The sequence below is a fragment of the Eubacterium limosum genome (assembly GCF_000807675.2).
GTDB classification, from domain to species: Bacteria; Bacillota; Clostridia; order Eubacteriales; family Eubacteriaceae; genus Eubacterium; species Eubacterium limosum.
In genome coordinates, this window is sequence record NZ_CP019962.1 from 1,596,559 (window position 1) to 1,620,104 (window position 23,546).

General features: G+C 40.0%; 26 protein-coding genes and 1 tRNA gene. 17 read left to right on the top strand and 10 right to left on the bottom strand.

Annotated features, from left to right (window positions below; genetic code table 11):
* Positions 1–89 precede the first annotated feature (89 nt).
* Positions 90–1,334, bottom strand: a complete 1,245-nt coding sequence (locus tag B2M23_RS07325) for a glycosyltransferase family 2 protein (RefSeq protein WP_013382080.1) — start codon at positions 1,332–1,334, stop codon at positions 90–92.
* A 448-nt stretch (positions 1,335–1,782) separates the two neighbouring features.
* Here B2M23_RS07325 and B2M23_RS07330 point away from each other — a divergent pair, with 448 nt between their 5' ends.
* Genes B2M23_RS07330 through B2M23_RS07340 form a run of 3 tightly spaced genes read left to right on the top strand, consistent with a single transcriptional unit; the run spans position 1,783 to position 4,208 of the window.
* On the top strand, positions 1,783–2,376 hold the full coding sequence (locus B2M23_RS07330) for an ECF transporter S component (protein WP_038353053.1): 594 nt from the start codon (positions 1,783–1,785) through the stop codon (positions 2,374–2,376).
* 19 nt (positions 2,377–2,395) lie between these two features.
* The gene (locus B2M23_RS07335) at positions 2,396–3,367 is read left to right on the top strand and encodes a P1 family peptidase (protein WP_038353052.1); all 972 of its coding nucleotides are present in this window, start codon (positions 2,396–2,398) and stop codon (positions 3,365–3,367) included.
* A 16-nt stretch (positions 3,368–3,383) separates the two neighbouring features.
* Positions 3,384–4,208: a Cof-type HAD-IIB family hydrolase gene (locus B2M23_RS07340; protein ID WP_038353051.1), complete on the top strand. Its 825-nt coding sequence runs from the start codon at positions 3,384–3,386 to the stop codon at positions 4,206–4,208.
* A gap of 12 nt (positions 4,209–4,220) precedes the next feature.
* Here the strand turns inward: B2M23_RS07340 and B2M23_RS07345 are convergent, their stop codons facing one another.
* Positions 4,221–4,610, bottom strand: coding sequence for a DUF488 domain-containing protein (locus B2M23_RS07345; RefSeq protein WP_013382076.1), 390 nt, complete (start codon positions 4,608–4,610; stop codon positions 4,221–4,223).
* Positions 4,611–4,731: 121 nt separating this feature from the next.
* On the opposite strand from B2M23_RS07345, the gene B2M23_RS07350 reads away from it, so the two are divergent.
* The 4 genes from B2M23_RS07350 (at position 4,732) to B2M23_RS07365 (ending at position 9,707) form a co-directional block, all read left to right on the top strand.
* Complete coding sequence (locus B2M23_RS07350; protein ID WP_038353050.1) at positions 4,732–6,375, top strand: DEAD/DEAH box helicase; 1,644 nt, start codon at positions 4,732–4,734, stop codon at positions 6,373–6,375.
* 31 nt (positions 6,376–6,406) lie between these two features.
* Entirely contained in the window at positions 6,407–7,771 is a 1,365-nt protein-coding gene (locus tag B2M23_RS07355) for an MATE family efflux transporter (protein WP_038353171.1), read from the top strand.
* A gap of 120 nt (positions 7,772–7,891) precedes the next feature.
* Positions 7,892–9,031, top strand: coding sequence for a glycosyltransferase (locus B2M23_RS07360; protein ID WP_038353049.1), 1,140 nt, complete (start codon positions 7,892–7,894; stop codon positions 9,029–9,031).
* Positions 9,012–9,707 carry a lysophospholipid acyltransferase family protein gene (locus tag B2M23_RS07365; RefSeq protein WP_038353048.1) on the top strand — a complete coding sequence of 232 codons (696 nt, stop codon included), beginning with the start codon at positions 9,012–9,014 and terminating at the stop codon, positions 9,705–9,707. Before B2M23_RS07360 ends, B2M23_RS07365 begins: the two co-directional genes overlap by 20 nt.
* Positions 9,708–9,751: 44 nt before the next feature.
* Here the strand turns inward: B2M23_RS07365 and B2M23_RS07370 are convergent, their stop codons facing one another.
* Positions 9,752–10,138: a desulfoferrodoxin family protein gene (locus B2M23_RS07370; protein ID WP_038353047.1), complete on the bottom strand. Its 387-nt coding sequence runs from the start codon at positions 10,136–10,138 to the stop codon at positions 9,752–9,754.
* Between the two features lie 161 nt (positions 10,139–10,299).
* Here B2M23_RS07370 and B2M23_RS07375 point away from each other — a divergent pair, with 161 nt between their 5' ends.
* From B2M23_RS07375 to B2M23_RS07385, 3 genes are all read left to right on the top strand, one after another.
* Complete coding sequence (locus B2M23_RS07375; RefSeq protein ID WP_038353046.1) at positions 10,300–10,917, top strand: NUDIX hydrolase; 618 nt, start codon at positions 10,300–10,302, stop codon at positions 10,915–10,917.
* Positions 10,918–11,034: 117 nt separating this feature from the next.
* Positions 11,035–11,574 carry a rubrerythrin gene (rbr, locus tag B2M23_RS07380; protein ID WP_038353045.1) on the top strand — a complete coding sequence of 180 codons (540 nt, stop codon included), beginning with the start codon at positions 11,035–11,037 and terminating at the stop codon, positions 11,572–11,574.
* 116 nt (positions 11,575–11,690) lie between these two features.
* Positions 11,691–11,993, top strand: coding sequence for a hypothetical protein (locus tag B2M23_RS07385; protein ID WP_038353044.1), 303 nt, complete (start codon positions 11,691–11,693; stop codon positions 11,991–11,993).
* 15 nt (positions 11,994–12,008) lie between these two features.
* On the opposite strand, the gene B2M23_RS07390 is transcribed toward B2M23_RS07385, so the two are convergent.
* Positions 12,009–12,578 (bottom strand): NUDIX hydrolase, encoded by a 570-nt coding sequence (locus B2M23_RS07390; protein WP_038353043.1) that lies wholly within the window; start codon positions 12,576–12,578, stop codon positions 12,009–12,011.
* Between the two features lie 10 nt (positions 12,579–12,588).
* Positions 12,589–12,900, bottom strand: a complete 312-nt coding sequence (locus tag B2M23_RS07395) for an arsenic metallochaperone ArsD family protein (protein WP_052237342.1) — start codon at positions 12,898–12,900, stop codon at positions 12,589–12,591.
* Positions 12,901–13,037: 137 nt separating this feature from the next.
* On the opposite strand from B2M23_RS07395, the gene B2M23_RS07400 reads away from it, so the two are divergent.
* Positions 13,038–13,113, top strand: a tRNA-Ala gene (locus tag B2M23_RS07400).
* A gap of 46 nt (positions 13,114–13,159) precedes the next feature.
* Here B2M23_RS07400 and B2M23_RS07405 read toward each other — a convergent pair.
* A complete protein-coding gene (locus B2M23_RS07405; protein WP_038353042.1) occupies positions 13,160–13,405 on the bottom strand; it encodes a hypothetical protein in 246 nt (81 codons plus the stop codon).
* 180 nt (positions 13,406–13,585) lie between these two features.
* Here B2M23_RS07405 and B2M23_RS07410 point away from each other — a divergent pair, with 180 nt between their 5' ends.
* The gene (locus B2M23_RS07410) at positions 13,586–14,521 is read left to right on the top strand and encodes a DUF1848 domain-containing protein (protein WP_038353041.1); all 936 of its coding nucleotides are present in this window, start codon (positions 13,586–13,588) and stop codon (positions 14,519–14,521) included.
* Positions 14,522–14,553: 32 nt separating this feature from the next.
* On the opposite strand, the gene B2M23_RS07415 is transcribed toward B2M23_RS07410, so the two are convergent.
* From B2M23_RS07415 to murC, 4 genes are all read right to left on the bottom strand, one after another.
* Positions 14,554–15,891, bottom strand: a complete 1,338-nt coding sequence (locus tag B2M23_RS07415; protein ID WP_038353040.1) for a patatin-like phospholipase family protein — start codon at positions 15,889–15,891, stop codon at positions 14,554–14,556.
* An 18-nt stretch (positions 15,892–15,909) separates the two neighbouring features.
* On the bottom strand, positions 15,910–16,782 hold the full coding sequence (locus tag B2M23_RS07420; protein ID WP_038353039.1) for a DUF4190 domain-containing protein: 873 nt from the start codon (positions 16,780–16,782) through the stop codon (positions 15,910–15,912).
* Positions 16,783–16,892: 110 nt separating this feature from the next.
* Complete coding sequence (locus B2M23_RS07425; protein ID WP_038353038.1) at positions 16,893–17,384, bottom strand: hypothetical protein; 492 nt, start codon at positions 17,382–17,384, stop codon at positions 16,893–16,895.
* A 98-nt stretch (positions 17,385–17,482) separates the two neighbouring features.
* Positions 17,483–18,898, bottom strand: a complete 1,416-nt coding sequence (murC, locus tag B2M23_RS07430) for a UDP-N-acetylmuramate--L-alanine ligase (RefSeq protein ID WP_052237340.1) — start codon at positions 18,896–18,898, stop codon at positions 17,483–17,485.
* 178 nt (positions 18,899–19,076) lie between these two features.
* Between murC and purR the strand changes: the two genes are divergently transcribed.
* From purR to pth, 5 genes are all read left to right on the top strand, one after another.
* Positions 19,077–19,880, top strand: coding sequence for a pur operon repressor (purR, locus tag B2M23_RS07435; RefSeq protein WP_038353037.1), 804 nt, complete (start codon positions 19,077–19,079; stop codon positions 19,878–19,880).
* Positions 19,881–20,016: 136 nt separating this feature from the next.
* Entirely contained in the window at positions 20,017–20,343 is a 327-nt protein-coding gene (spoVG, locus tag B2M23_RS07440; RefSeq protein WP_013382058.1) for a septation regulator SpoVG, read from the top strand.
* Positions 20,344–20,547: 204 nt separating this feature from the next.
* Positions 20,548–21,930 (top strand): bifunctional UDP-N-acetylglucosamine diphosphorylase/glucosamine-1-phosphate N-acetyltransferase GlmU, encoded by a 1,383-nt coding sequence (gene glmU, locus B2M23_RS07445; protein ID WP_038353036.1) that lies wholly within the window; start codon positions 20,548–20,550, stop codon positions 21,928–21,930.
* A 34-nt stretch (positions 21,931–21,964) separates the two neighbouring features.
* A complete protein-coding gene (locus B2M23_RS07450; RefSeq protein WP_013382056.1) occupies positions 21,965–22,924 on the top strand; it encodes a ribose-phosphate diphosphokinase in 960 nt (319 codons plus the stop codon).
* A 6-nt stretch (positions 22,925–22,930) separates the two neighbouring features.
* Entirely contained in the window at positions 22,931–23,542 is a 612-nt protein-coding gene (gene pth, locus B2M23_RS07455; RefSeq protein ID WP_038353035.1) for an aminoacyl-tRNA hydrolase, read from the top strand.
* Positions 23,543–23,546 lie beyond the last annotated feature (4 nt).

Consider the following 23,546-nt stretch of genomic DNA (forward strand, 5'->3'; position numbering starts at 1 on the left):
GAACCGTCTTTTAACTGCAAAAGACGGTTCCTTTTTTTGTGCTGTCATCTGAAAAACGCCCCGTTGTATTACATCGGGGCGTTGATAGTTTATTTATTAAGCTGTAATTGTGAGAGCTTCAAGCTCTGAGTATGTTCGATCGGTTCCCAGGTTTCAATCGGCTTGACAAAGCAGAGGACATTAATCGGTATCCATGAAAACAGGAAGAACCAGAAAGAGAAAAATGCTTTGCCGGCGACTTCTTTTATTTTGTGGTGTTCAAGCTTAACGACCATTGCGGTAAAGAGGAAGCTGATAATAACACCGCCGACACCAAAGAGAATGGCAAAGGTGAGGGCATCAGACCAAACCTGTGTGTTAATGAGTAAAAGTGTCAGTACAACGAATGAACAAATTGTATAGATGCTGGTTAAAACCTGCATGAACGGAGCAAGAAGATATAAGATCATATCCACGCACATCCAGTTACGCGTTTTTTTGAAGTTTTCCCATAAGGGAGCTGAGTACTGTGAAAAACACTGGATCGTACCGGTAGACCAACGCTTGCGCTGCTTCCAGGAGGTTTCAAAGGTAATGGGGTGTTCGTCGAAGGTAAGGGCTTCAGGAACCCATGCGACGCGATACCCCTTCATAATGGATTGAGTGGTAAACTCAATATCCTCAGTCATACTGAAGGTTCTGAAACCGCCATCTTTTAAGACTTCGCGGGAAACCATAAAGCCGGTTCCGTTTAAAGCGGCGGACCAGCCGATCCCCTGTTTTGCAAGGTTCATAAAGCGGTTTAATGTCCAGTAAAAAATGGATTGACAGCCTGAGATCCAGGAGTCTGTTGGGTTTTTGCTGTCGCGGTAGCCCTGAGCAATTTTTTCTCCGTCACATAAAGCATTGTTCATTGCAGAGAAGAAATTTGGATCAACCAGATTATCAGCGTCAAAAACGCAGAAAGCATCAAAAACGTCATTGTCTGCAAAGGTAGCATCAAAAAACTGTTCTAAAGCAGCGCCCTTTGAGCGCACTTCAGAGGTACAGTGGAATATTTTTGCGCCGTGTTTCCGGGCTACCTCTTCAGTATTATCTGTACAGTTATTTGGAATAACGTAGATATCAAATAAATCCTCTGGATAATTCTGTTCTTTTAACGTATCGATCAGATTCCCAATAACAAGGGATTCGTTTCTTGCGGCAATAACCGCGCACATGCGATTTTCAGGGGCATGCTGGTTGAACTTTGTGTGTTTACGGTATCCGGATATCCCTACGATTAAATAATAAATACCATAAGCAAAGAAAGGGACACCTAAAAGGAAAAGTAAAACATAAATTGTATCGACCATTTTATCCTCACTCGTTTCTTTCAAAATTTGAATTTAAACATGCCGCACTGTGTTGCGTTGAAAAGTCACTGTGTGGCATTTCTGGACAGTCTTCTTAAACTGTTAATATTCTATCATCATCTCAAAAACGTAGCAAGACAAAATTTAAAATATTCATAAAATTTTAAGGAAATGGAAAGGTTCATTTAATATAATGCCTTATTTACATGATGAAAATCGATTACAAACCTTTTAAGATATTGATAAATTTAAAAAAGGCTTAAAGGCGGAGGATTGGCGTTAAGGATTAAAAAAGAAAATGTCAATCATTTTAAGTGCGTATTTTTGAAAAAACTTGGTTCGTTATTTTTAATGTGATAAAATAAAGCTACACAGGCGAAGATATGACGGTCTGTGAATAAATTAGACGCTGCATCTTTAAAAAGAGCGGCAGTTAGGAGTTTTTATTATGTCACAGGTAAACAAAAAGACTGCACAGATGACACAGCTTACATTGCTGATCGCCATACTGGTGGTACTTACCTTTACCCCACTTGGTTTTATTCAGATTCCTCCGGTTGCAATTACAATTTTGCACATTCCGGTGATTATCGGCGCTATTGCTATGGGGCCGGTTTGCGGTGGTATTTTAGGTTTGGCCTTTGGTATTCTAAGTATGCTTAAGGCTACATTTATGGGTGTTTCACCGGTAGATCTGATGTTTTCACCTTTTGCAAGCGGAGCCCCGATTCAATCTCTGGTTATGTGTATTTTGCCGAGAGTTTTGTTGGGGGTGATTGCAGGAGTGCTGTATGAAGCTTTAAAAAGCCGGCTGAGCAATGATGCTTTAAGCATAGGCATCAGCGCGGGTATAGCAACCTTATGCCATACAATCATGGTTATGGGGTGCTTATGGTTTTTCTTCAGCGCAATTCCGTTAAAGGAAGTTTTTTTAACCATTGTGGGCGTAAATGGTTTACTTGAGCTTGGCGTTGGCATTGTTATTACGATTGCCGTGTGTAAGCCATTAATGAAGTATTTGAAAACGAGAGTTGCTGTATAGCATCAGAAATGAGGTAACAATGCAGGAAATAAACCTTAATGATATTGAAAATATCCGAATCGGCCATGCGCAGGATATAGAAGGCGGGACAGGGTGCACCGTGATTATCAATGAACAGGGTGCACCTACAGGGCTTGATGTAAGAGGCGGAGGACCAGCCTCCAGAGAGAGTGAGCTTTTGAACCCGGTAGCTGCTGCCCAGGGAATCCATGCTGTTTTGTTAAGCGGCGGCTCTGCCTTTGGTCTGGACGCCGCCGGTGGCGTCATGCAGTATCTGAGTGAGCGCAACATTGGCTTTGATACGGGTGTGGCAAAGGTACCGCTTGTCTGCCAGTCGTGTATTTTTGATTTGGTTGTCGGCAAACCGAATGCGTACCCAGATAAAGCGATGGCCTATCAGGCATGCCTAGATTCAGAAAACAGAAAAAGCATACAGAACGGTAATATTGGAGCCGGAACAGGTGCGACCGTTGGCAAATATCGAGGAGTCCAGACGATGATGAAATCAGGCATTGGGACCTATGCCGTTAAGCTTGGCGATTTAAAGGTAGGTGCTATTGTCTCGGTCAACGCCCTCGGGGATATTTTTGATATTGAAAGCGGTGATAAGCTGGCAGGGATGCTCTCAGCAGACCTTTCTGAATTTGAGGATACCGAAGCCGCCATGTATGAGGATATTTCCTGCAAAGAGAATCTGTTTACTGGAAACACAACCATAGGTGCTGTGATTACCAATGGGAAATTTAATAAGGTTGAAGCAAAAAAAATAGCAGCAATGACCCATAACGGTTACGGACAGGCCATAAGGCCTGTCCATACCACAGCGGACGGCGACAGTGTCTATGTCATGTCTGTGGGCGAGGTGGCTGCAGATATTAATGTGGTTGGAACACTGGCGGCACGCGTGATGGCGATGGCCATAAAAAAAGCAGTGCTCGAAACAGAACCATTATATGGGTTGAAAACAGCGTCAATGCTGTTACATAAATAAACGAAGGAGCATTTTCATGGCAATAAAAATGATCGTTACCGACTTGGATGGCACGCTTTTAAACACTCAGAATACAATCTCTGAGAAAAACAAAGCAGCTTTTAAAAAAGCTAAAGAAAAAGGGATCATTCCTGTAGTGGCAACAGGCCGGATTGATAAAGAAGGCTGGTTTGCCGCCGAAGCCATTGGAGGGACCGATTATATGCTCTCCGGTAATGGCGGCGTGGTTCGAGACTATAAAAAAGATATTGTGATCTTTGAGGATGCTCTTTCAAAAGAGATTATCAGACAGATAATTGAGCTGGTGGATCAGTACGATGGCATTTTTGTCCAGGCGCATACCATTCATGGATGTGTCTGTACAAAAAAAACATTTCCTGAAATGCCAACAGCAGGATGGGCCGATGAATATGTACGTCAATTTAAGGAACAGCAAATTGTGGTTGAGGATATCGAGGACTATTTAGATAAAAACCACTTGGAGGTCAGTAAATTTGTCATTTCATCCACCGACTTTGATAAATTGGATGAAGTCCAGAAAAGGGCGGGTGAAATTGTGGATTTAGTACCCTTGCGCCCAATGAACTATTGCCTTGAATGTATTCCAGAAGGGGTTGATAAAGGGTTAGGACTCACAAAGCTTTGCGAATATCTGGGAATAAGCCTTACAGAGGTCATGGTAATAGGAGATAGTGACAACGATTTGGAAATGATCGAAATTGCAGGAACAAAAATTGCCATGGGAAACGCTTATGACTGTGTCAAAACAATTGCGGACCATATCGTTTCTACAAATGATGAAGATGGTGTGGCAGAGGCCATTGAAAGATTTGCATTATAGAAAAACAAAGCGTCACGCTGCCCGTGGCGCTTTGTTTTTTTGAAAAAGTATTGTGTTCAAATAATCGGCCAGAATAACGGCCTGGTTTTGTTCCTTATTGTTTGCAGAATAGATTAAAGTAACATTTTCTTCCTTCAGACGTTTCTTCAAATCGGATAGAAAAGTTTTGACAGCCTGATTATTTTTAAGTTCTTCCAAATATTGCGATTTAAAGCTTTCGTATGAATCTTTTCCAGAATGAAAACGCCGGATCAATTCTTTGCTGGGAGCAAGTTCCTTTTTCCATATATCGACATTGGCGCTGGAGTGAGTAAATCCTCTGGGCCAGTAGCTGTCTACTAAAACGCGGTACCCATCCATAATGTTTTTGGGTTCATAGATGCGTTTTGTTTCAATCACCATGATCACTTCCTTAATCAATTAGAGTATTCTTATAAAAAATATACCCAAGTTTGACATAAAATTTGCTTTCTTTTGTTTTTTAGTTTATAATTAGATGTTATGTATTTAGAAAGGAAGTTATATGAAATTTAGAGAACTAGAGATTAACGAGCAATTGCTCAGGGCAATTGATGATATGGGATTTGTTGATATGACAGAAATTCAGGAACGCGCAATTCCCCGTTTGATGGAAGGCGGCGACCTTATTGGTAAATCCCAGACAGGAACAGGAAAGACTATGGCCTTTGCGATTCCTGCCATAGAGAAGATTGATCCAGAACTCAGAAAACCGCAAGTGCTGGTGTTGCTGCCGACACGTGAGCTGGCGCTGCAGGTTTCTGAAGAATTCAGAAAGGTTTTAAAATACAGCCACAGCATTAAAGTTGTTGCAGTGTTTGGCGGCGCTTCAATTGAAAACCAGATTCGTGATCTGAAATCCGGAGCACAGATTGTAGTAGGCACACCAGGACGTGTCATGGACCATATGCGTCGGAAAACTTTAAAATTCAACGCACTTACAATGGCAGTGCTGGACGAGGCGGATGAAATGCTGAATATGGGCTTCAGAGAGGATATTGAGCTCATTTTAGATGCGGTAGACCATGATGTTCAGACCGTTTTATTTTCGGCTACAATGCCAAAACCCATTTTAAAGATAGCGGAAACCTACCAGAAAAATCCGACAATGATTGAAATTTCGCCTAAAACAATGGTAGCGCCAAGTATTGAGCAGAAGTATTTTAATATTTCTGACCAGAATAAGTTTGAAGCTTTAACCCGTTTATTGGATGTCTATAAACCTCAACGCTCACTTATTTTCTGCAACACCAAACACTATGTTGACGAAATTACTGAAAATCTGCAGGAACTGGGGTATTCCGTAGACAAAATTCATGGCGATATGCGCCAGGTATCTAGACTCAATGTCTTAAAACGCTTTAGCCAGGGGCGGCTGAAAATTTTAGTAGCCACCGATGTAGCGGCCAGAGGGATTGATGTTGACGATGTGGATATTGTTTTTAACTACGATGTACCAGACAACGAAGAATACTATGTACACCGTATTGGCCGTACCGGACGTGCGGGGAAGAGCGGTCTTTCACTGACACTTGCCCGTTCAAGGGATCAGTTTAAACTGCGAAAAATAACCGATTATACCAAGAAAAGCATCGAACGCGATTTAATTCCGACCAGTGAGGTGATCAATGATATTAAGATCGCCCATTTCAAGGAACGTTTTAAGCTCAAAGCCGAAAAGGGAGAACTGGAACGTTACATTGCGATCATTCAAGAACTTGAAGAAAAGGGCTACGAAGCAGAATTTATCGCTGCGGTTCTTTTACAGGCGCAGCTTCCTTTGTCAGATGCGGAAGATTTAAATACTGAGTTTAAAAAACGCGGGCGCCGTGAAGGCAGACGTGAAAGAGATGGAAAGCGCCGCAGAGAAGTAAAGGGCAGTAAAGGAAAATCCTTTGGCCCAGAAAAGACAAAACGTCTTTTTATCAGTGTTGGTGAGAAAGACAAAGTGCAGAAAAGAGATATTCTCGGCGCTATTTGCGGCGAGTGTAATATTGCGTCTTCGGCAGTTGGAAATATTGATATGTATAATAAATTTACCTTTGTGGATGTGGATGTGGATGTCGCCAAAAAAGTAGAAAAAAAACTGAATGGTAAAATGATCAAAGATAACAAAGTAAAAGTTGAAATTTCCAAAAAGAAAAAATAAAATTTGTTAAAAGTGAGGGGGAAGTGTTTTGGTGGAAGAACAACAGTTACAGCATGAAAACAAAATGGGGACGATGCATATCCCCCAATTACTTTTTAGTATGGCTCTGCCAGCAATCATCTCGATGTTTGTACAGGCAATGTACAACATCGTAGACAGCGTCTTTGTCGCGCAGACAGGGGAAAATGCTCTCACCGCTGTTTCTCTTGCGTTTCCAGTACAGATGCTGATTGTATCCTGCTTTGTAGGTATGGGTGTAGGGATCAATTCCGGTATTTCTAGGCGCCTTGGTGAAAAAAAACACCGCGAGGCAGAAATGGTAGCGGAACATGGCTTTCTGGTCGCAGTGATTTTATCTTTAGCTGCAGCCATTTTAGGCGCTGTTTTTTCAAATATTTTTGTAAAAATGTTTACGGACAACCCAGAAATTATTAAGGGATGTACAGATTATCTGCTGATTGTTACAATTTTCAGCTTTGGGAGCATTATTACGCAGGCTGGTTTCAGCACACTGCAGGGCTCAGGCGATATGATTCAGCCAATGATCGGTCAGCTGATCGGGGCAATCACGAATATTATTCTGGATCCGATTATGATTTTCGGTCTACTGGGCTTTCCGGCTCTGGGGGTTACAGGAGCTGCCATCGCGACAGTTACTGGCCAGATCATTGCAATGGTCTATATTTTGATTGTAGTCCTAAAGCGGAAAAAGAACCTTTTAAAGCTTCATTTTCGTTCTTTTAAATACCGCGGAGCAATCATGAAAGATATCGCTGTGGTAGGGCTTCCGTCTGCGATCATGCAGGGGATTGGTTCCTTCATGGTGACAGGCTACAACTTGATTCTGGCTGGATATGGCATGACCGCTGTGGCGGTTTTCGGGGTTTATTTTAAAGTGCAATCCTTCATTTTTATGCCGATTTTTGGGCTTGGACAGGGAGCAATGCCCATTTTTGGGTATAATTACGGAGCTCAGAATGCAAAGCGGTTTAAAGAGACATTAAAGGTCTCTATTCTGACGAGCTTGGTCATTATGTTTGTCGGGGTTCTTTTGTTCCAGCTTTTCCCAGCTCAGATTTTTATGCTTTTCAATGCGTCAGAAGAAATGACGGCGATTGGGATTAATTGCTTCAGAGCAATAAGCCTGGCATTTCCGCTTGCGGGGATATCCATTATGCTCAGTACTTCTTTTCAGGCAATGGGAAAATCCTATCTCAGTATGATTTCCTCTTTCTTGAGACAGATGATTTTTTTACTGCCCTTTTCCTATCTGTTCTCTTTGATCGGAGGCCTGGATACGGTCTGGTATGGTTTTATCGTTTCTGAGATTGCCTGCCTTGTTTTTGAAGTTATCGTGTACCGGCATTATAAAAAGAAAGTTTTAGACCGCTGGTAAAATGATTCGTTGAAGGATGCTGAAGAGCATCCTTTTTTATTTTTATACAAAATAAAGGAATTGTCACTGTACAAAAATATTTTGCTTTGGGTATAATTTAAGTATACGAGGAGGAATTCAATGAAAATTTTATTAGTTATGGACCAATTTGATCATACCAACAATGGCACCACAATGTCAGCAGTCCGCTTTGCAGAATCATTGAAAAAGCATGGGCATGAAGTGAGAATTGTCAGTACAGGAAAGGAAAGCCCTGACAAATATATGGTGCGTTCATATCATTTTCCCCCTGTTGTCAAACAGATTATTCAGAATCAGGGCATGACATTGGCGAAGCCTAGCAGGGAAGTTCTGAAAAAGGCTATTATATGGGCGGATATTGTCCATTTTTTAATGCCTTTTCCACTTTCGATCCAGGGTGCTAAAATTGCAAGGGAGTTGTCTGTCCCCGCAACAGCGGCCTTTCATGTGCAACCGGAAAATATTACCTACACGTTGAAAATTAATAAAGTAGAAAAAATTAATACAGCCTTGTATCAGGGCTTCAAGAATATTTTTTATAACCAATTTTCACATATTCACTGTCCCAGTAATTTTATCGCAGAAGAACTGCGTAAAAATGGTTATACAGCAAAGCTGCATGTTATCTCAAATGGTGTCGATCCGGATTTTTATTTCCGTAAGATTGATAAGATTCCGTTGCTCAGGGGTAAGTTTGTGATTTTAATGGTTGGCCGCCTGGCCAATGAAAAAAGACAGGATCTGCTCATAGAAGCAGCGGGGTTATCTAAATACAGGGACCAGATATGCTTGATATTAGCAGGACAAGGACCAAAGAAAAAGTTCTACGAGAAAGCTGGAGAAAAACTGCCAAATAAGGTTCTTATTGATTTTTTTGACAAGGAAAAGCTGCGTGATATCATTGCAATGAGCGATCTTTATGTTCATACAGCAGATGCTGAAAGTGAGGCGATCTCCTGTATTGAAGCATTTTGTAGCGGGCTGGTACCAGTTATCTCCAACAGTCCTAAATCAGCAACCTCTCAGTTTGCTTTAAATAACCGATGCCTCTTTAATGCAGGTGACCCTTACGATTTGGCTGCTAAAATTGATTATTTTATTGAACATCCTAAAGAAAAAAGGCTTTTAGAAAAAGAATATGCAGTATACGGTAAGCAATATAATATAGAGGACTGCGTTTATGAGATGGAAGAAATGTTTAAGGAGGCTATTGACGAGTATGATACAATACGAGGCTGAAAATTTGGTCGAAAATGTTATTACTGAACGCGATGAAGATAAACGATACTTTGAGAATCGTTTTGTTTTAAGAAAAATAGCATTGACCCTACTGCCTTTATATAATCGCATAATGTTTGGTCTCACGGTCTCAGGAGAAGAGAATTTAGCTGATGTCAGCGGCGGGATGGTAACAATCTGTAACCATGTTCATACACTGGACTGTACGATGGTAGCCGGTGTTTGCAGGCAGCATCGGATGTATTTTCCAACCTTGGATGAAAATCTGAAAATGCCCTTTGTGGGGCATTTGGTTGATGACCTGGGTGGAATACCGATTCCAGGGAAGCTTTCTGAATTCAGGGGCTTTATGGAAAGAATAGAGGCAACCTTGAGTCAGGGGGACGCCGTCCATCTTTTTCCGGAAGGAAGTCTGGAGCCATATTGCCCTATTTTACGGCCTTTTCAAAAAGGTGCATTTACGTTTGCGTATGACGCTGAGGTTCCACTGGTGCCTATGGTATTGACTTACAGATCTGTAAATGGGGTAAGAAGCCTGCTTCGGAAAAAACCGCTTCTGCATTTAGAAATTTTAAAGCCGGTTTATCCAGATGTTAACAATAAGAGAAGCTATGAAATCCGGCGTCTCTTAGAGAAATGCCGCTTGGAAATGCAAAAAATTTTAGAAAACAAATAACCCCGGAGAAGTTCTCCGGGGTTTTGCTTTTGCTTGAATATGGATTAAACAGTTGCCATCCATAATCCATGTAGGTTACAATATTCATATGCAGCGATCACTTCATCACCAGGTGTTAAAGCGAAAACAGCCTTTGGTTCGCCGCCGATTTCCAGACACTTACGCTGACCGCCTTCTTTAGTTTCAAGATAAATCCAGGCGATATGATGTTCTTCGAGCATTGGATGTGGAACACTGCCGACTTCAACAGTGACGGTATTTCCATCGACTTTGATTACTGGAACGTGTTTTTCCTGAGCTGCATCGACGGTATTAGGAGTTAAAACTTCCATCGGATCACCACAGCAAACCGGTGTTACGCCGCTGTCTTCAACAACACCAAAGATGTTGCCGCAATGTCTACAGATATAAAATTTTGGTTTTTTGCACATAATAAAGACCTCCTATAGTCCAAATATAATTTTGAGCAGTCCGTGTAACCCACTTATCCGCTTAATGATATAATTAATTATACCACAATTTTTAAACTTTAAACGGAAAATGCCTATAAAATTTTGTTGAAAATAAGAATAATATCAAGAAAGGAATAACTATGGAAAAGAAATGGTTGGCGTGGGCAAAGCAGCTTCAGTCAATTGCGCAGGCTGGTTTGACTTACTCTACAAATAAATACGACAGAGAACGCTTTGAACAAATTCGGGAGATGTCTGTTGATATTTTAAATAATTATACCGATGCGGGCGCAGAAAAAATCAGAGATCTGTTTTGCTTTGAAACAGGATACCAGACGCCGAAGGTTGATGTGCGGGGGGCAATTTTTAGACAGGACGCAATTCTTCTGGTAAAGGAAAGTATTGACGGCTGCTGGTCAATGCCAGGCGGATGGGCGGATATAGGGTTATCTGTTAAAGAAAATATCGAGAAGGAAGCCCGTGAGGAGGCTGGCCTGCATGTGGTTGCTAAAAAATTGGTCGGTGTATTCGACTGGGTAAAAAATGTTGATCTGCCCAATCCTTTTGCGATTTACAAAACGGTTATGCTGTGTGATGTCATTGATGGTGCATTCCAGAAGAATATCGAGACTGAAGATGCCCGGTATTTTGATTTGGATCATTTGCCGGAATTATCAAGAGGCCGTACGACGGAAACGTTGATTGAGCTCTGCTATAAGGCATCACAAGATAATGCTTTTGTTCCAATTATTGATTAACTTTTTTCAAAATTAGCCTTGACAATTTGTTTGATAATTGTTATATTATAATCGTTCCTAATTAAGGAACGCTAGGATTAAATAAAATCTATAAGATTCAAGAGAGGTATTTTGAACATGGAATTAAAAGGATCAAAAACTGAAACGAATTTATTAACTGCCTTTGCTGGTGAATCTCAGGCCCGCAATAAATATACTTATTACGCAGAAAAAGCCAGAGAAGAAGGCTACAGTCAGATTGCAGAATTATTTGAAGAAACAGCTACAAATGAAAAAGAACATGCAAAATTGTGGTTTAAAATTGTACACGGTGATGAAATCCCAGATACAGCTACAAACTTAAAAGACGCAGCAGCTGGCGAAAACTATGAATGGACTGATATGTACGCTACTTTTGCTAAGGAAGCAAAGGAAGAAGGTTTTGATAAAATTGCCTTTTTATTCGAAGCAGTTGCTAATATTGAAAACCGTCATGAACAGCGTTATTTAAAATTATTAAACAATGTTGAAGAAGGAACTGTTTTTGAAAAATCAGATAAAGTGCTCTGGCAGTGTATGAAGTGCGGTTACGTTTATGAAGGCACAAAAGCTTTAAAAATGTGTCCTGTATGCAAGACAAGCGGAGCAGATTTCCAGATTTTATCTGAAAACTACTAAGAGGATTAATTAGACGGATTTTATATAAAATCTCCCGAAATATTCGGGAGATTTTTATTTTTAAAAGAGTATAGTATGGTATAATAAAAACGAGAAAACCTTGGAGGAGTTATTTAATGACTGAGTCGGAAATTAAAACCTTGTTTTTAGATATTGTAGGAACTTTAAATCTTTGTCGTGATGTTAATATGGAAACACCGACCGGAGAAGTGGTCGAATATGGTATGACAATTACGGATACCGCCTTTATCACTTACCGGGAAAGCAACCGGACGCTGCATTTCTATGTTGATGGAAATGAATTGCTTGTTTTGAATGAATCCAGTCCGCTTCTTTACATGATGCGCGAGCTTTTTGTGGAGGTAGAGGACGGAGACCCAAAGGAACTGACAAGAGCACGACTGAGGGTTTTGGAATAAAATAAAAGGACGAGCCTAGAGAGCTTTCGTCCTTTTAATTATTTTTTGGTAAATGGGGAGCATGTGCTCTTCACTGCTGTATTTTTTGATGCTTTCAAGAGGAAGCCAGGCAACATCGCTGTTTTCATCAGGCTTAATGGTTAATGGAAGACGGTCATCAGCAGTAAGTGAAAAAGCAACCGATAAATGCAGATGTGTGCTGATGTAGTTTTCATTTTTGAAGTGACCAAAAACTGGTAAAACATCCAGGCTGATTATTTTTTCTGAAATAGGTTTTAAGTTTTTGATGCCGGTTTCTTCCTCTGCTTCTTTGATCGCTACAGATAAAAGATCAGCACACCCGTCGGCGTGGCCGCCGCTCCATGACCACGACTTGTAAAGATTATGAAAGACCATCAAGCATTTGTCGCGGCGCGGGTTAAAAATAAAACCTGAGCCTGTTAGATGTGCCACAGGGTTTTTTCTTGTCAGAATCGTATCCGGATATTTTTCCATTAAGCTTATAAAGATTTTTTTGTCCCTAAACTCCTGTTCGGTGTTGGGGATATAATCTATTATTTGTTGATAAAGACTTTTTAAATCCATCTTAATTAGATCAGTTGGTTTCGCCGGAGAACCATTTTACGAATTCAAGAGCAGAAGGGTACTCCCGCATTTTTACAATTTTGTCGTTCACTAAAGTAACCGGCAGAACGCTGTTTCCCTTTTCTACCAATAGAGTTCCGACTGTACGGTTTTCCACAAATGCGTTGGGATCCATTGTGAGGTTATGTCTTACAATATCCCAGCCATCGTCCGCAAAAGAAGCGACCATATCATTGATCCGCGCGAGATCGGCATTTTCTCCCATTTGGCAGACACCGTCAACACAAGTTAATTCAGGTTCAAAGATTTCTATTTTAGCCATTTGATTTCTCCTGTATAATTTAGTATGGTTCTATTTTAAACCATTTTTTTAAAATTGTTAAGAGGAAATAATCGTTTTTTCTAAAAAAGTCATTGACAAAAATAATCAGGTATTGTATTATAGCATAGTCAGCTTACGGGGGCATGGCGCAGTTGGGAGCGCGTCTGACTGGCAGTCAGAAGGTCAGGGGTTCAAGTCCCCTTGTCTCCACCATTTTGATTTTTAGAACCGTCATTGACGGTTCTTTTATTTTTTGATATTACCATTTACAAAAGCGGGTCATTTGATCGACAAAAAATTGATTGATGATAACATTGCCTTTATTTACTTTAAAATGGAAGAAATCCTGTAATTCATCAATGTAGTCAAGTGTATGTGAATCAGTGGCGATATTGATAATGGCCGCTTTATCATCAGGTACATTTTCTTTAATGCGATCTCTATATTCCAGATATAATTTTTTAGCATAGTCTTGGGCAGTAGGCGATAATTTTCGGTATTGCATTTTCCATTCTCCTTTCAAGTTTAAATCGTCTGTTTTAAGCTGATTATGGGTTTTATGCGGTAAGATAATCAAAATTGATTCGGAGAGCATAAGCGTCTTGTTATACTTTATATCCTGTTGATAATAAGAATAACCCATTTAAGCGAAATTAAGAATTAACCAAGTATGAAGGAGGATGTTATGATTATCAGTGCCAGCCGTAGGACAGATATTCCTGCTTTTTTCTCAGAGTGGTTCTTTAAAAGACTTGAAGAGAAATATGTTTATGTTCGAAATCCTTTTAATTACAGATTAATTTCAAAAATCAGTCTGACGCCTGAAGTCGTTGACGGAATTGTTTTCTGGACTAAAAATGCTGTTCCAATGCTTCCAAAACTAAACAGATTAGGGACATTTCCTTTTTATTTTCATTGGACGCTAAATCCTTATGGAAAAGATATTGAGCCGCACATTCCTTCTAAAAATGACATTTTAATTCCAGGATTTAAAAAACTGTCAATTCGATTGGGAAATGACAGGGTAATCTGGCGTTATAATCCAATCGTCTTTACGGACAAATATACTGCTACATATCATCTTTACTATTTTGAAAAACTGGCAAAGAGGCTGAGTGGTTATACGCGACGTTGTATTGTAAGCTTTCTAGATTATTATGAGGATACGAGACAAAACATGCGTGGCCTTGGGCTAACCGACAAGACAGATGCGGAGAAAATAGATTTGATTCATAAATTTGCAGACATTGCTCAAAAATACCATATTGATCTGGAAATATGTACAGACAGACAAAAACCTGAAGGGGTCAAAATGGCTTGCTGCATCGATAAGACCATTTTTGAGCGGATACAGGGATATCCCATAACTCTGGGGAAGGATCCGGGACAGAGGCCGGAATGCCGATGTATGGAGAGCATTGATATAGGAATGTATGATACCTGCGGTAATGGTTGCCTTTATTGTTATGCTAACCACAGTAAAAAAAAGCTGTTATATCATCAAAAACACCATCATCCCGAAAGCCCCTTAATCATTGGAAAGGTGGAGGAGGATGATATTATTAAGGAGAGAATAGTATCCTCCGGTAAAGAATATCAGATGAGATTTTTGATCAATTAAAAAACCTCTGCGCGATCCAGCGCAGAGGTTTTTTAGGTTGGCGTTTTTATCATTTGATGGATATAAATTAACAGCAAAATTGAGAGTACAAACTCTGGAGTGAATTTTTTTATGAGAGCATTTAAACGGAAAAGTGGCATATCCTGTCTTGCGCCCACAAATAAAACATAGAAGGTGATAAAATCAAGAATGGTTGTTGGTTTATAGTCGATGGGGCAGTCTTTAAAAGCGTCTTTAATGGTGCTTTCTTTTTTGATCAAGGACAGGTTGGCTTTGGTCAACGCATTAAGAGCATTGAGTAAGGCTGGCAGATACTGATCCATTGTGTAATATTCCATCCTTTTTACTCCCAGTGATTTACCTGTAATTTCTAACAATGCCATCAGAAGCGGCTCATCCTCAGGATAATTTGTGTTTCGAATGATGGCGCTAATGGCCGCTAAAATTGACGGTTTATCTGAATCGACGGGGATACTGAGCAGATGGGCTACCTTTTCACGGGAGATTTTATCTTGAAGAGGTGTTCCAATAAAGCGGTCAAGCCGGTCATAGAGCTTTCGCTGACGGCTCATATCAAAGTAATAAAATTTCCCTTTTGCGGCTTTAAAAGTCTTTAAGCAGTCGAGATGTCCCATTGTAATGTTGTTAAGGATTGTTTTTTGATCAAATTCAAGCGTCATACCAAGATATTCAGAATTATTGATGACCTTTAGGTTGATATCTTTATTTTTTATTTTCTGTTTAACGCCAAGAGCTGGAAATTCAACAGAAATAATATCATTATAGCCATTTTCGGCCATAAAATTTATGGGGACATTATCATAAAAGCCGCCGTCAAGATAGGTGGTGCCATCAATTTCCTGCTTCTGGAAAACCGGGAAGGCAGCACTGGCGAGTAAATAATCAATCAGCTGCCCTTCAGGAATGTCCTCAATCATCAATTTGATGGGGGAAAGTGTATTCAAACGGACGGTTACAAGTCCAAGGCGTATTGAAGATTTGCGAATTGTGTCTTCTGATATAAGTTTTTGAAGGTTTTCGCGTAAAGGGGTGGTGTCAAATCCGCCATGAAATAAATCATTTAAAAAAGATAATCTAAAAAAGTCAAAACTGGTTTTGGACCATTGCTCAACATATTTATTGGTCATATGTGTATTTAGGTTGAGAACTTGGTTAATGGTCAGATTTGACCAGAAGTCAAGCGCCTTGTCAAAGTCATTTTGGGCGATAACCGCCGCGTTTAATGCACCTACAGAGGTTCCGATCACACAAGGGGTCTCAATTTTCATTTCACGGAGAGCCTGCCATACTCCGATTTCAAAAGCACCTTTTGTTCCGCCGCCGCTAAGAACTAAACCATATTCTTTCATGTTAATTCTCCTGTCATGCTATAAAAAAGGGTAATGGGTGGTATTGGTATACAGACTGTTGGTAATCCGGTTAATTAAGCTATGGCCTTGAAAAACAGCCAGACCAATTACAGGAAGTAGAAAGATCATAATGATGCCAAGCGCGCCAAAAATAATACCAAGGATGGCGAACAGAGCAGAGGCATTTTCCTTTTTTATTTCCTGATAAGATAGGATACCGAAAATGATGGCACAAACACCAATCCAAAAACCACCACAGGCGAGGCTGGAAAGCATTGAGAGGATACCGAGACAAAAGGACAAAACAGCCCGGGGATTTTGAGCGCAGGGTGTTGTCATTGGAATATCAGTATAGTCTGGAGTTTTATCCCTCAAAGAAAACCAGAAAAATGGAATGGTAACCGGAAAAATAATACTCAGTACCAGATAAAGTGTTGCGTTTTTGGGATTATAAATTCGGTAAAGCCAGTAATAAGCTGAGTATTCATAGATAGCGATCAGAATACCGGCAATAAACAGAAAGATCCACCCAACAAAAGGAATCAGTGTTACGGTATTGCTTAAAAGTGTGGACACACCGGATAAAAGCGGCAGTATAATGGCAGCATAGGGGATATGAAGTGAACCGATAGACACTTGATCGTTAATGAGTGCGCCTAATAAATACCGGTTTGCCATGGGAATCCAGGCAATCCATGGATAGCGCAGATTTCTTTTTTTAGCAAGTGTATAGAGACTTATCCCTTTAAAAATATAGGCAATAATGGCAAAAATACATGCAAATATCATAATACAGAGACAGATTACAATGATAATGCCAATAAAAGCACCGAGGGCATCATAATTGTAAAAAGAATCACCGAAATCGTAATAATCATAATAGTAATCCATTGATGAACCTCCTTTAAATAGGTATTAAGTTTATTGTAATGTATTTTAAAGATGAATGCAAAAAATAATGTGAATACCCAGAGGATTTCCACTGAGATATTCACATTTTTTTAAGAAAAGCTATACTCATAAGGTTCCCTGTTACGAATAACGAAAGGAAAAATCGAAAGCATAAAAGGAAAAATGATACTGAGTACGAGAAACAGTACTGCAGAATCCGAATAATATAATTTATATAATCGGTAGTATGCGGCATAGTTGTATACAGCGATTGCAATTCCAATAATCCAGCCGAAAAAAGGAATTGCAATCAAAGCGCCGCTGCAGATAGACGCAATGGGTAAAATCACCTGTGCATAAGGGATTTTAAGCGAGCTGATTGTCACTTTTTCACCGATAATTTCGCCTAATATAAAGAGTTTAATAATCGGAATCCAAGCTAACCATGGATACTCGATATTTTTTTTCAAAGCCATGGTATAGAGCCCAAAGCTGGAGAAAATGTATAGAGCGATTGGTATAAGACAGATAAATAGGACGGTAAGGATACCGAGCCCTGCCACAAACGCCACTAAACTGGCGACGAGCGAAGTTTCAAGCATGTTCAACACCTCCTTTGTTAACCGTATCATTGTATCCTAGATGAAACAAAATTACAAAGGATGAGTTGTCAATTTTTTGTATCATTTTCTCGAATTATCTATTCATATTTTTCTTTTAGTGCGTCAACCAGCATATAGGCAACCTTGTTGATGGTCTGAGAACCAGCGACAAGGACCAAATCATCAGCTTTGAGATTGTCTGACAGATATTTTACAATTGTGTTAAATTCTGACATAACAATGGTTGGAATATGATATTTTTCCTTAATTCTTTTCGCCAGATCTTCAGAATAAATATCCCATTCATTTCCCTCACGGTCAGAATAAATATCGTTAAGAATAATAAAATCTGCTTTTGCAAAAGCATCTACAAATTCATCGAAGAGATAAAAAGTTCTTGAATAAGTGTGGGGCTGGAAAATAACCCACAAATTATTATGCGCATGATTGAGACAAGCGTCAATAACAACCTTCAACTCAGTTGGATGGTGAGCATAATCTTCATAAATATTAATGCCGTTTACCTCTCCCCGAAATTCAAAGCGTCTTTTAGCGCCGTGAAAATTATCAAGGGTTTTTTGGACTGTAGCCTCGTCAATATTTAAAAATTCACTGCATGCTATGCAGGATAAGGCGTTTAATACATTGTGTTCGCCGGGGATCTTCATGTCAAAATGGCCATAAAATTCATTGTGATGGTATGCGTCAAAGGAAGGATTTCCCATATCATCGTATTGGATATTATGGGCAGTCCAGTCATTTTTTTCTTCAAAACCATAAGTAGTGACTGGACAGCGGAGGTTTTCTACGGCGTCCAAGACATCTTGAGAATCGCCATAAGCGATCATGAGGCCATCAGGTGGGAGAATCGCGCCAAATTTGTGGAAGGACTCCTTAATTTGTGAGAGGCCACCTGTAAAATAATCAAGATGATCCTCTTCAATATTAGTAATAATGCCAATATAATGGGATGTTTTTAAAAAGGAATCGACATATTCACAGGACTCAATAACAAAGTAGTCACTATCTCCCAGGCAGGCGTTACCGCCGATTTCAGGCAGCTTTCCGCCGATACTGACACTCGGATCAAAATCAGCATAGTGCAGTAAGGCGGCGATCATGGAAGAGGTCGTTGTTTTTCCGTGTGTACCAGCAACGCCAATGGTTTTATCAAAAGCAAGAGACAGTAGTCCGAGATAATCCGAACGTTCGACTATTGGTAAGCCAAGATCTTTGGCGCGAACCATATCGGGGTTATCTTCGTGAATTGCTGCTGAGTAGACGACCATATCCGTATCTTCCGGGATATTGTTGTAATCATGTCCGATATGGATTTTGACATCGCGGTCTTTCAGCTTTCCGGTATAGGAGGACTCAATCATATCGGAGCCTTCCACTTTGAAGCCCTGGTCCAGGGCCATCCCTGCCAGTCCGCTCATGCTGCTGCCCCCGATACCGATGAAAAATATCTTTTCAATTGGACGATTGAATTTCTTTTTTAATATTTCTTTCAATTTGTTTGCTCCTTATAGTTCTCATGGACTATAAGAATTATATCACAGCTATTTATTAAGATAAAGTCCCACCATTAAGGAATTTTATTAAGGAAAGTCGAAAAAGACTTGCACTTTTTTAAAATATGAATAAAATTATAAATAGACTAAAAAATGTTCGGATTTTATAGGTGAATAAATGAAAAAGAATGAACGTGTTTGTGCAATTACAAAAATATTGACAGACAATCCCAATAGGGTTTTGACCTATAATTATTTCAGCCAGCTTTTTGAAGCATCTAAAACAAGCGTTTGTGAAGACGTTGCGATTGTGAAAAGTGCGGTGGAAGTGATGAAAATGGGGAAAATTGAAACAGTATCAGGCGCAGCGGGCGGCGTTAAATATCTTCCTGTCATGTCAGATGAGGAGGAAAGAGCAATCCTTTTAGAGATAGCCGAAAGGCTCATGGAGCCTGAACGTAAAATTCAGGGAGGATTTCTCTATTACAGCGATATCCTCTCCAGCCCTTATTACGCACAGCGCCTTGGAAAAATTATCGCAGGGAAATATCTGGAGCAGGGCGTAGAGTATGTTGTAACGACGGAAACGAAGGGGATTCCGGTAGCTCTTGAGAGTGCGCGGTTTCTAAATGTTCCCATGACGGTTATCAGAAGGTCAAACAAAGTGACAGAGGGCACTACGACGAGTATGAACTATGTCTCTGGCTCGACGAATAAAATTAATACGATGTATCTGAGCCGGCGAATAAACCTCGAAGGCAAAAAAGTCTTAATTATTGACGACTTTATGAAAGGCGGGGGAACTGCTAAGGGAATGATGAATTTAATGGAGGAAGTTGGCGCTGTAATTATTGGGCCTTGTGTTATATTTGTGACAGAAGAACCAAATGAAAAGCTTGTAGATAATTATTTGCCACTGCTGCGCATGCGTACCTCGTTAAATGACAAAGAAAAAACGCTTGTAGAGTTGACCGTGAAATAATGTCCATAAAATGGTGATAGAATACAAAATAATCGGGTAAGTTTTTGTTTTAATTTTGTCTGAAATATGGTACTATAATGTAAAGGTATAGTAAGATGTGATTTTATTTACTACAATCGAAGGGGAGGCTTACATTATGGTAATTACAGACGTAAGAGTAAGAAAAATTTATCCAACAGGGAAAATGAGAGGAATCGTGTCGGTTACATTTGACGATGAATTTGTCGTGCATGATATTAAAGTAATCGAAGGACAGAATGGTTATTTCATTGCAATGCCTAGTAGAAAAACACCGGACGGAGATTTTAAAGACATCTGTCACCCGATCACCTCCAGTACCCGAAAGGAAATGCAAGGAATCGTTTTGGAAGCCTATGAAAAAGCAGTTTTGGAAAAAGCCGAAGAGACTGAGCCCGAAGAAATTGATCTTGAAGTAGATTTTGAAGATGATTCAGAAGAATAAGGGGTTCTATAATCATTTTAGTACAAATAGAAAAGCATTAAATTGAGAGGAGGGAACATGGTTCCCTCTTTTGACGTTTACAAAAGTAAATTAGCTGTAGACATTTATCACGATAAAGGGTATTATTTTTCATGGTAAAGAGTCCCTTTATATGAATGTTAATATAAAATTCAGGTTTTATACTGGAATATTGGAGAATAAAAAATGAAATCAACCAAAACAGTGATTTTGGCTGCCGGTCATGGGACGCGGATGGTTTCTGAAAAACCAAAGGTGCTCCACGAAGTCGGCGGAAAAGCAATGCTGAATTATGTCATTTCTGCCAGTGAAGCCGCTGGCGCAGATGACATTGCCGTAATTGTTGGGTATAAAGCAGATATTGTTAAGGCTGCTCTTCCCAAGAATCTAACGGCGATCGAGCAAAAGGAACAGCTTGGCACAGGACATGCCGTTCTTCAGGCACTGCCGTTTTTTGAAAATCTTAAGGGCAACGTGCTTGTTTTAGTTGGTGACGCGCCTCTGGTCCGCAAAGAAACATTGGAAGAGCTTGTAAAAGCACATGAAGATGGCGGTTTTTCAGCGACAGTGTTAACCGCTGTTTTCGACGATCCAACAGGTTATGGAAGAATCGTCAAAAAAGGTGACGAACTGATTAAAATTGTAGAGCACAAGGATGCGACCGAGGAAGAACGCAATATAAAAGAAATTAATTCTGGAATGTATTGTTTTGATGCACAGGCATTAAAGGCCGCGTTGCAGGCCATTAATTCAGATAATGTTCAGGGTGAATACTATCTGACCGATACCATTGAAATTTTAAGGGGAATGGGTAAAAAGGTAGGTTCTTATCCTACTCCGGATGTGGATGATATAGCAGCTGTTAATTCAAAGGTTCAGCTGGCTGAAATTGGAAAAATCATGCGCTGTCGAATTAATACTTCTTTGATGGAAGCGGGTGCGATCATCATTGATCCTGAAAACACCTATTTGAGTGTAGAGACAAAGGTTGGGAAAGACACCGTTGTTTATCCTGGTGTTATCACAGAAGGCAGGGTAGTCATCGGTGAAAACTGTATTATCGGCCACAACAGCCGTATTGTAAATTCCACCATTGCAGACGGTGTAGACATTCAGATTTCAACTATATTAGACAGCTTTGTCGATGAGAATACACATGTGGGCCCTTACGCTTATTTACGTCCTAACAGCCATATTGGAAAAAATGTCAAGGTTGGCGATTTTGTCGAGGTTAAGAATTCTGTTATGAAGGATGGTGCAAAGGCATCACATTTAACCTACATTGGTGATGCTGAGGTTGGAAAAAATGTTAATTTAGGCTGCGGAACTGTTTTTGTAAACTATGATGGTACCAATAAGTATCGCACGGTCGTTGAAGATAATTGTTTTATCGGCTGCAACAGCAATCTGGTTTCGCCAGTAACGGTAAAAGAAGGTTCTTATGTAGCGGCGGGCTCGACCATTACCGATGATGTGCCGGAAGATACTTTAGCTGTTGCACGTGCGCGTCAGGTCAATAAAGAAGGGTATGCCCTTCAGATGAAACAAATTAAAAAAATCAGTAAATAATTAAATTTAAATAAAATATGAGGTGCAAAAAAAGATGGATGGAAAATTTGGCGGAATTAAGATCATTGCAGGTAATTCCAACAGAAAATTAGCTGAGGATATCGCAGACTATTTAGAAGTACAGCTGTGTAATGCCGATATTCTTCATTTCAGTGATGGAGAAATTGGTCTTAATGTATTTGAATCTGTTCGTGGAGCAGATGTTTACGTTATCCAGTCAACAGGGAATCCTTGTAATGACAACTTGATGGAGCTGTTGATTATCATTGATGCGATGCGCAGAGCTTCAGCAGGCCGCATCAACGCAGTTATTCCTTATTATGGTTATGCAAGACAGGATCGTAAGGCAAAATCCAGAGATCCGATTACAGCTAAGCTGGTCGCAAATTTGATTACAACGGCCGGTGCAGACCGCGTTATTACCATGGATCTTCATTCTAATCAAATTCAGGGATTCTTTGACATTCCTTTAGATCATTTATCAGGCGGCGGATTAATCGCAGAGTATTTTAAAAATCTTCGTCTGGATGACATGGTAGTTGTATCGCCTGATGCAGGCAGTGTTAAGCGTTCCAGAAAATTAGCAAGAACGCTGGAATGTCCTTTTGCAATTATTGATAAGCAGCGTCCAAGACCAAATGTCACTGAAGTCATGAACGTCATTGGTAATGTTGAAGGGAAGAATTGCATCTTGATTGACGATATGATCGACACGGCTGGAACCATTACCACAGGTGCTGATGCTTTGATGAAGCTGGGTGCAAAATCAGTACGGGCGGCCTGTACCCACGGTGTTTTCTCTGGTCCAGCCATCGACAGAATCCAGAATTCAGCCATTGAAGAGCTGATTACTTTGGACACTCTTGTGGTTCCAGAAGAAAAACGGATTGATAAAATTAAAATTCTTTCTACCGGAACTTTATTTGGCCGTGCCATTGATTACGTTCATTTTGGCCGTTCTCTCAGTAAATTATTTTCGGAAAGATATGTATAGACTTTCATGTATTTGATTATAGGGCTCGGCAATCCAGGCAGAGAGTATGCTTTAACGCGCCATAATATTGGATTCGAGGCGGTTGATTATATTGCAGGCCAGAAAAATATTCAGATCACAAAGGATGAGCACGAAGGATTAACAGGCGTTTATTTTGAGAATGGCGAAAAAGTAATGTTGGTTAAACCAATGACCTACATGAACAATAGTGGTCTCTGTGTGCAGGAACTGGTATCCTACTATGATATACCGCTGGAAAATACACTGGTCATTTATGATGATATTGACCTTGATCCGGGCAAAATAAGAATACGGAAAAAGGGAAGTGCGGGAACGCATAATGGTATGCGTTCGATTATCTATCAGCTTCAAGATCAAAATTTTCCAAGAATTCGGATAGGAATTGGGAAAAAGCCGCCTCAGTGGGATTTGGCAAACTATGTTCTCAGTAAGTTTACACCGGATGAAACGGAAGTAATGCGTGAAGCAGTGAAAAAAGTGGCAGAAGCGGTTGACTTCTATATAAATGAGGATGTCGATTTTGCTATGAACCGTTTAAACCGGAGAGAAAAAGCTGAGAAAGCGGAAAAAAAAGATTCTGAGGTTCAGAATCAGTAAAATA

Coding starts and splice junctions, on each gene's coding strand:
- B2M23_RS07325 (WP_013382080.1), bottom strand. CDS start 1,334: ATGGTCGATACAATTTATGTTTTACTTTTCCTTTTAGGTGTCCCTTTC.
- B2M23_RS07330 (WP_038353053.1), top strand. CDS start 1,783: ATGTCACAGGTAAACAAAAAGACTGCACAGATGACACAGCTTACATTG.
- B2M23_RS07335 (WP_038353052.1), top strand. CDS start 2,396: ATGCAGGAAATAAACCTTAATGATATTGAAAATATCCGAATCGGCCAT.
- B2M23_RS07340 (WP_038353051.1), top strand. CDS start 3,384: ATGGCAATAAAAATGATCGTTACCGACTTGGATGGCACGCTTTTAAAC.
- B2M23_RS07345 (WP_013382076.1), bottom strand. CDS start 4,610: ATGGTGATTGAAACAAAACGCATCTATGAACCCAAAAACATTATGGAT.
- B2M23_RS07350 (WP_038353050.1), top strand. CDS start 4,732: ATGAAATTTAGAGAACTAGAGATTAACGAGCAATTGCTCAGGGCAATT.
- B2M23_RS07360 (WP_038353049.1), top strand. CDS start 7,892: ATGAAAATTTTATTAGTTATGGACCAATTTGATCATACCAACAATGGC.
- B2M23_RS07365 (WP_038353048.1), top strand. CDS start 9,012: ATGATACAATACGAGGCTGAAAATTTGGTCGAAAATGTTATTACTGAA.
- B2M23_RS07370 (WP_038353047.1), bottom strand. CDS start 10,138: ATGTGCAAAAAACCAAAATTTTATATCTGTAGACATTGCGGCAACATC.
- B2M23_RS07375 (WP_038353046.1), top strand. CDS start 10,300: ATGGAAAAGAAATGGTTGGCGTGGGCAAAGCAGCTTCAGTCAATTGCG.
- rbr (WP_038353045.1), top strand. CDS start 11,035: ATGGAATTAAAAGGATCAAAAACTGAAACGAATTTATTAACTGCCTTT.
- B2M23_RS07385 (WP_038353044.1), top strand. CDS start 11,691: ATGACTGAGTCGGAAATTAAAACCTTGTTTTTAGATATTGTAGGAACT.
- B2M23_RS07390 (WP_038353043.1), bottom strand. CDS start 12,578: ATGGATTTAAAAAGTCTTTATCAACAAATAATAGATTATATCCCCAAC.
- B2M23_RS07395 (WP_052237342.1), bottom strand. CDS start 12,900: ATGGCTAAAATAGAAATCTTTGAACCTGAATTAACTTGTGTTGACGGT.
- B2M23_RS07405 (WP_038353042.1), bottom strand. CDS start 13,405: ATGCAATACCGAAAATTATCGCCTACTGCCCAAGACTATGCTAAAAAA.
- B2M23_RS07410 (WP_038353041.1), top strand. CDS start 13,586: ATGATTATCAGTGCCAGCCGTAGGACAGATATTCCTGCTTTTTTCTCA.
- B2M23_RS07415 (WP_038353040.1), bottom strand. CDS start 15,891: ATGAAAGAATATGGTTTAGTTCTTAGCGGCGGCGGAACAAAAGGTGCT.
- B2M23_RS07420 (WP_038353039.1), bottom strand. CDS start 16,782: ATGGATTACTATTATGATTATTACGATTTCGGTGATTCTTTTTACAAT.
- B2M23_RS07425 (WP_038353038.1), bottom strand. CDS start 17,384: ATGCTTGAAACTTCGCTCGTCGCCAGTTTAGTGGCGTTTGTGGCAGGG.
- purR (WP_038353037.1), top strand. CDS start 19,077: ATGAAAAAGAATGAACGTGTTTGTGCAATTACAAAAATATTGACAGAC.
- spoVG (WP_013382058.1), top strand. CDS start 20,017: ATGGTAATTACAGACGTAAGAGTAAGAAAAATTTATCCAACAGGGAAA.
- glmU (WP_038353036.1), top strand. CDS start 20,548: ATGAAATCAACCAAAACAGTGATTTTGGCTGCCGGTCATGGGACGCGG.
- B2M23_RS07450 (WP_013382056.1), top strand. CDS start 21,965: ATGGATGGAAAATTTGGCGGAATTAAGATCATTGCAGGTAATTCCAAC.
- pth (WP_038353035.1), top strand. CDS start 22,931: ATGTATTTGATTATAGGGCTCGGCAATCCAGGCAGAGAGTATGCTTTA.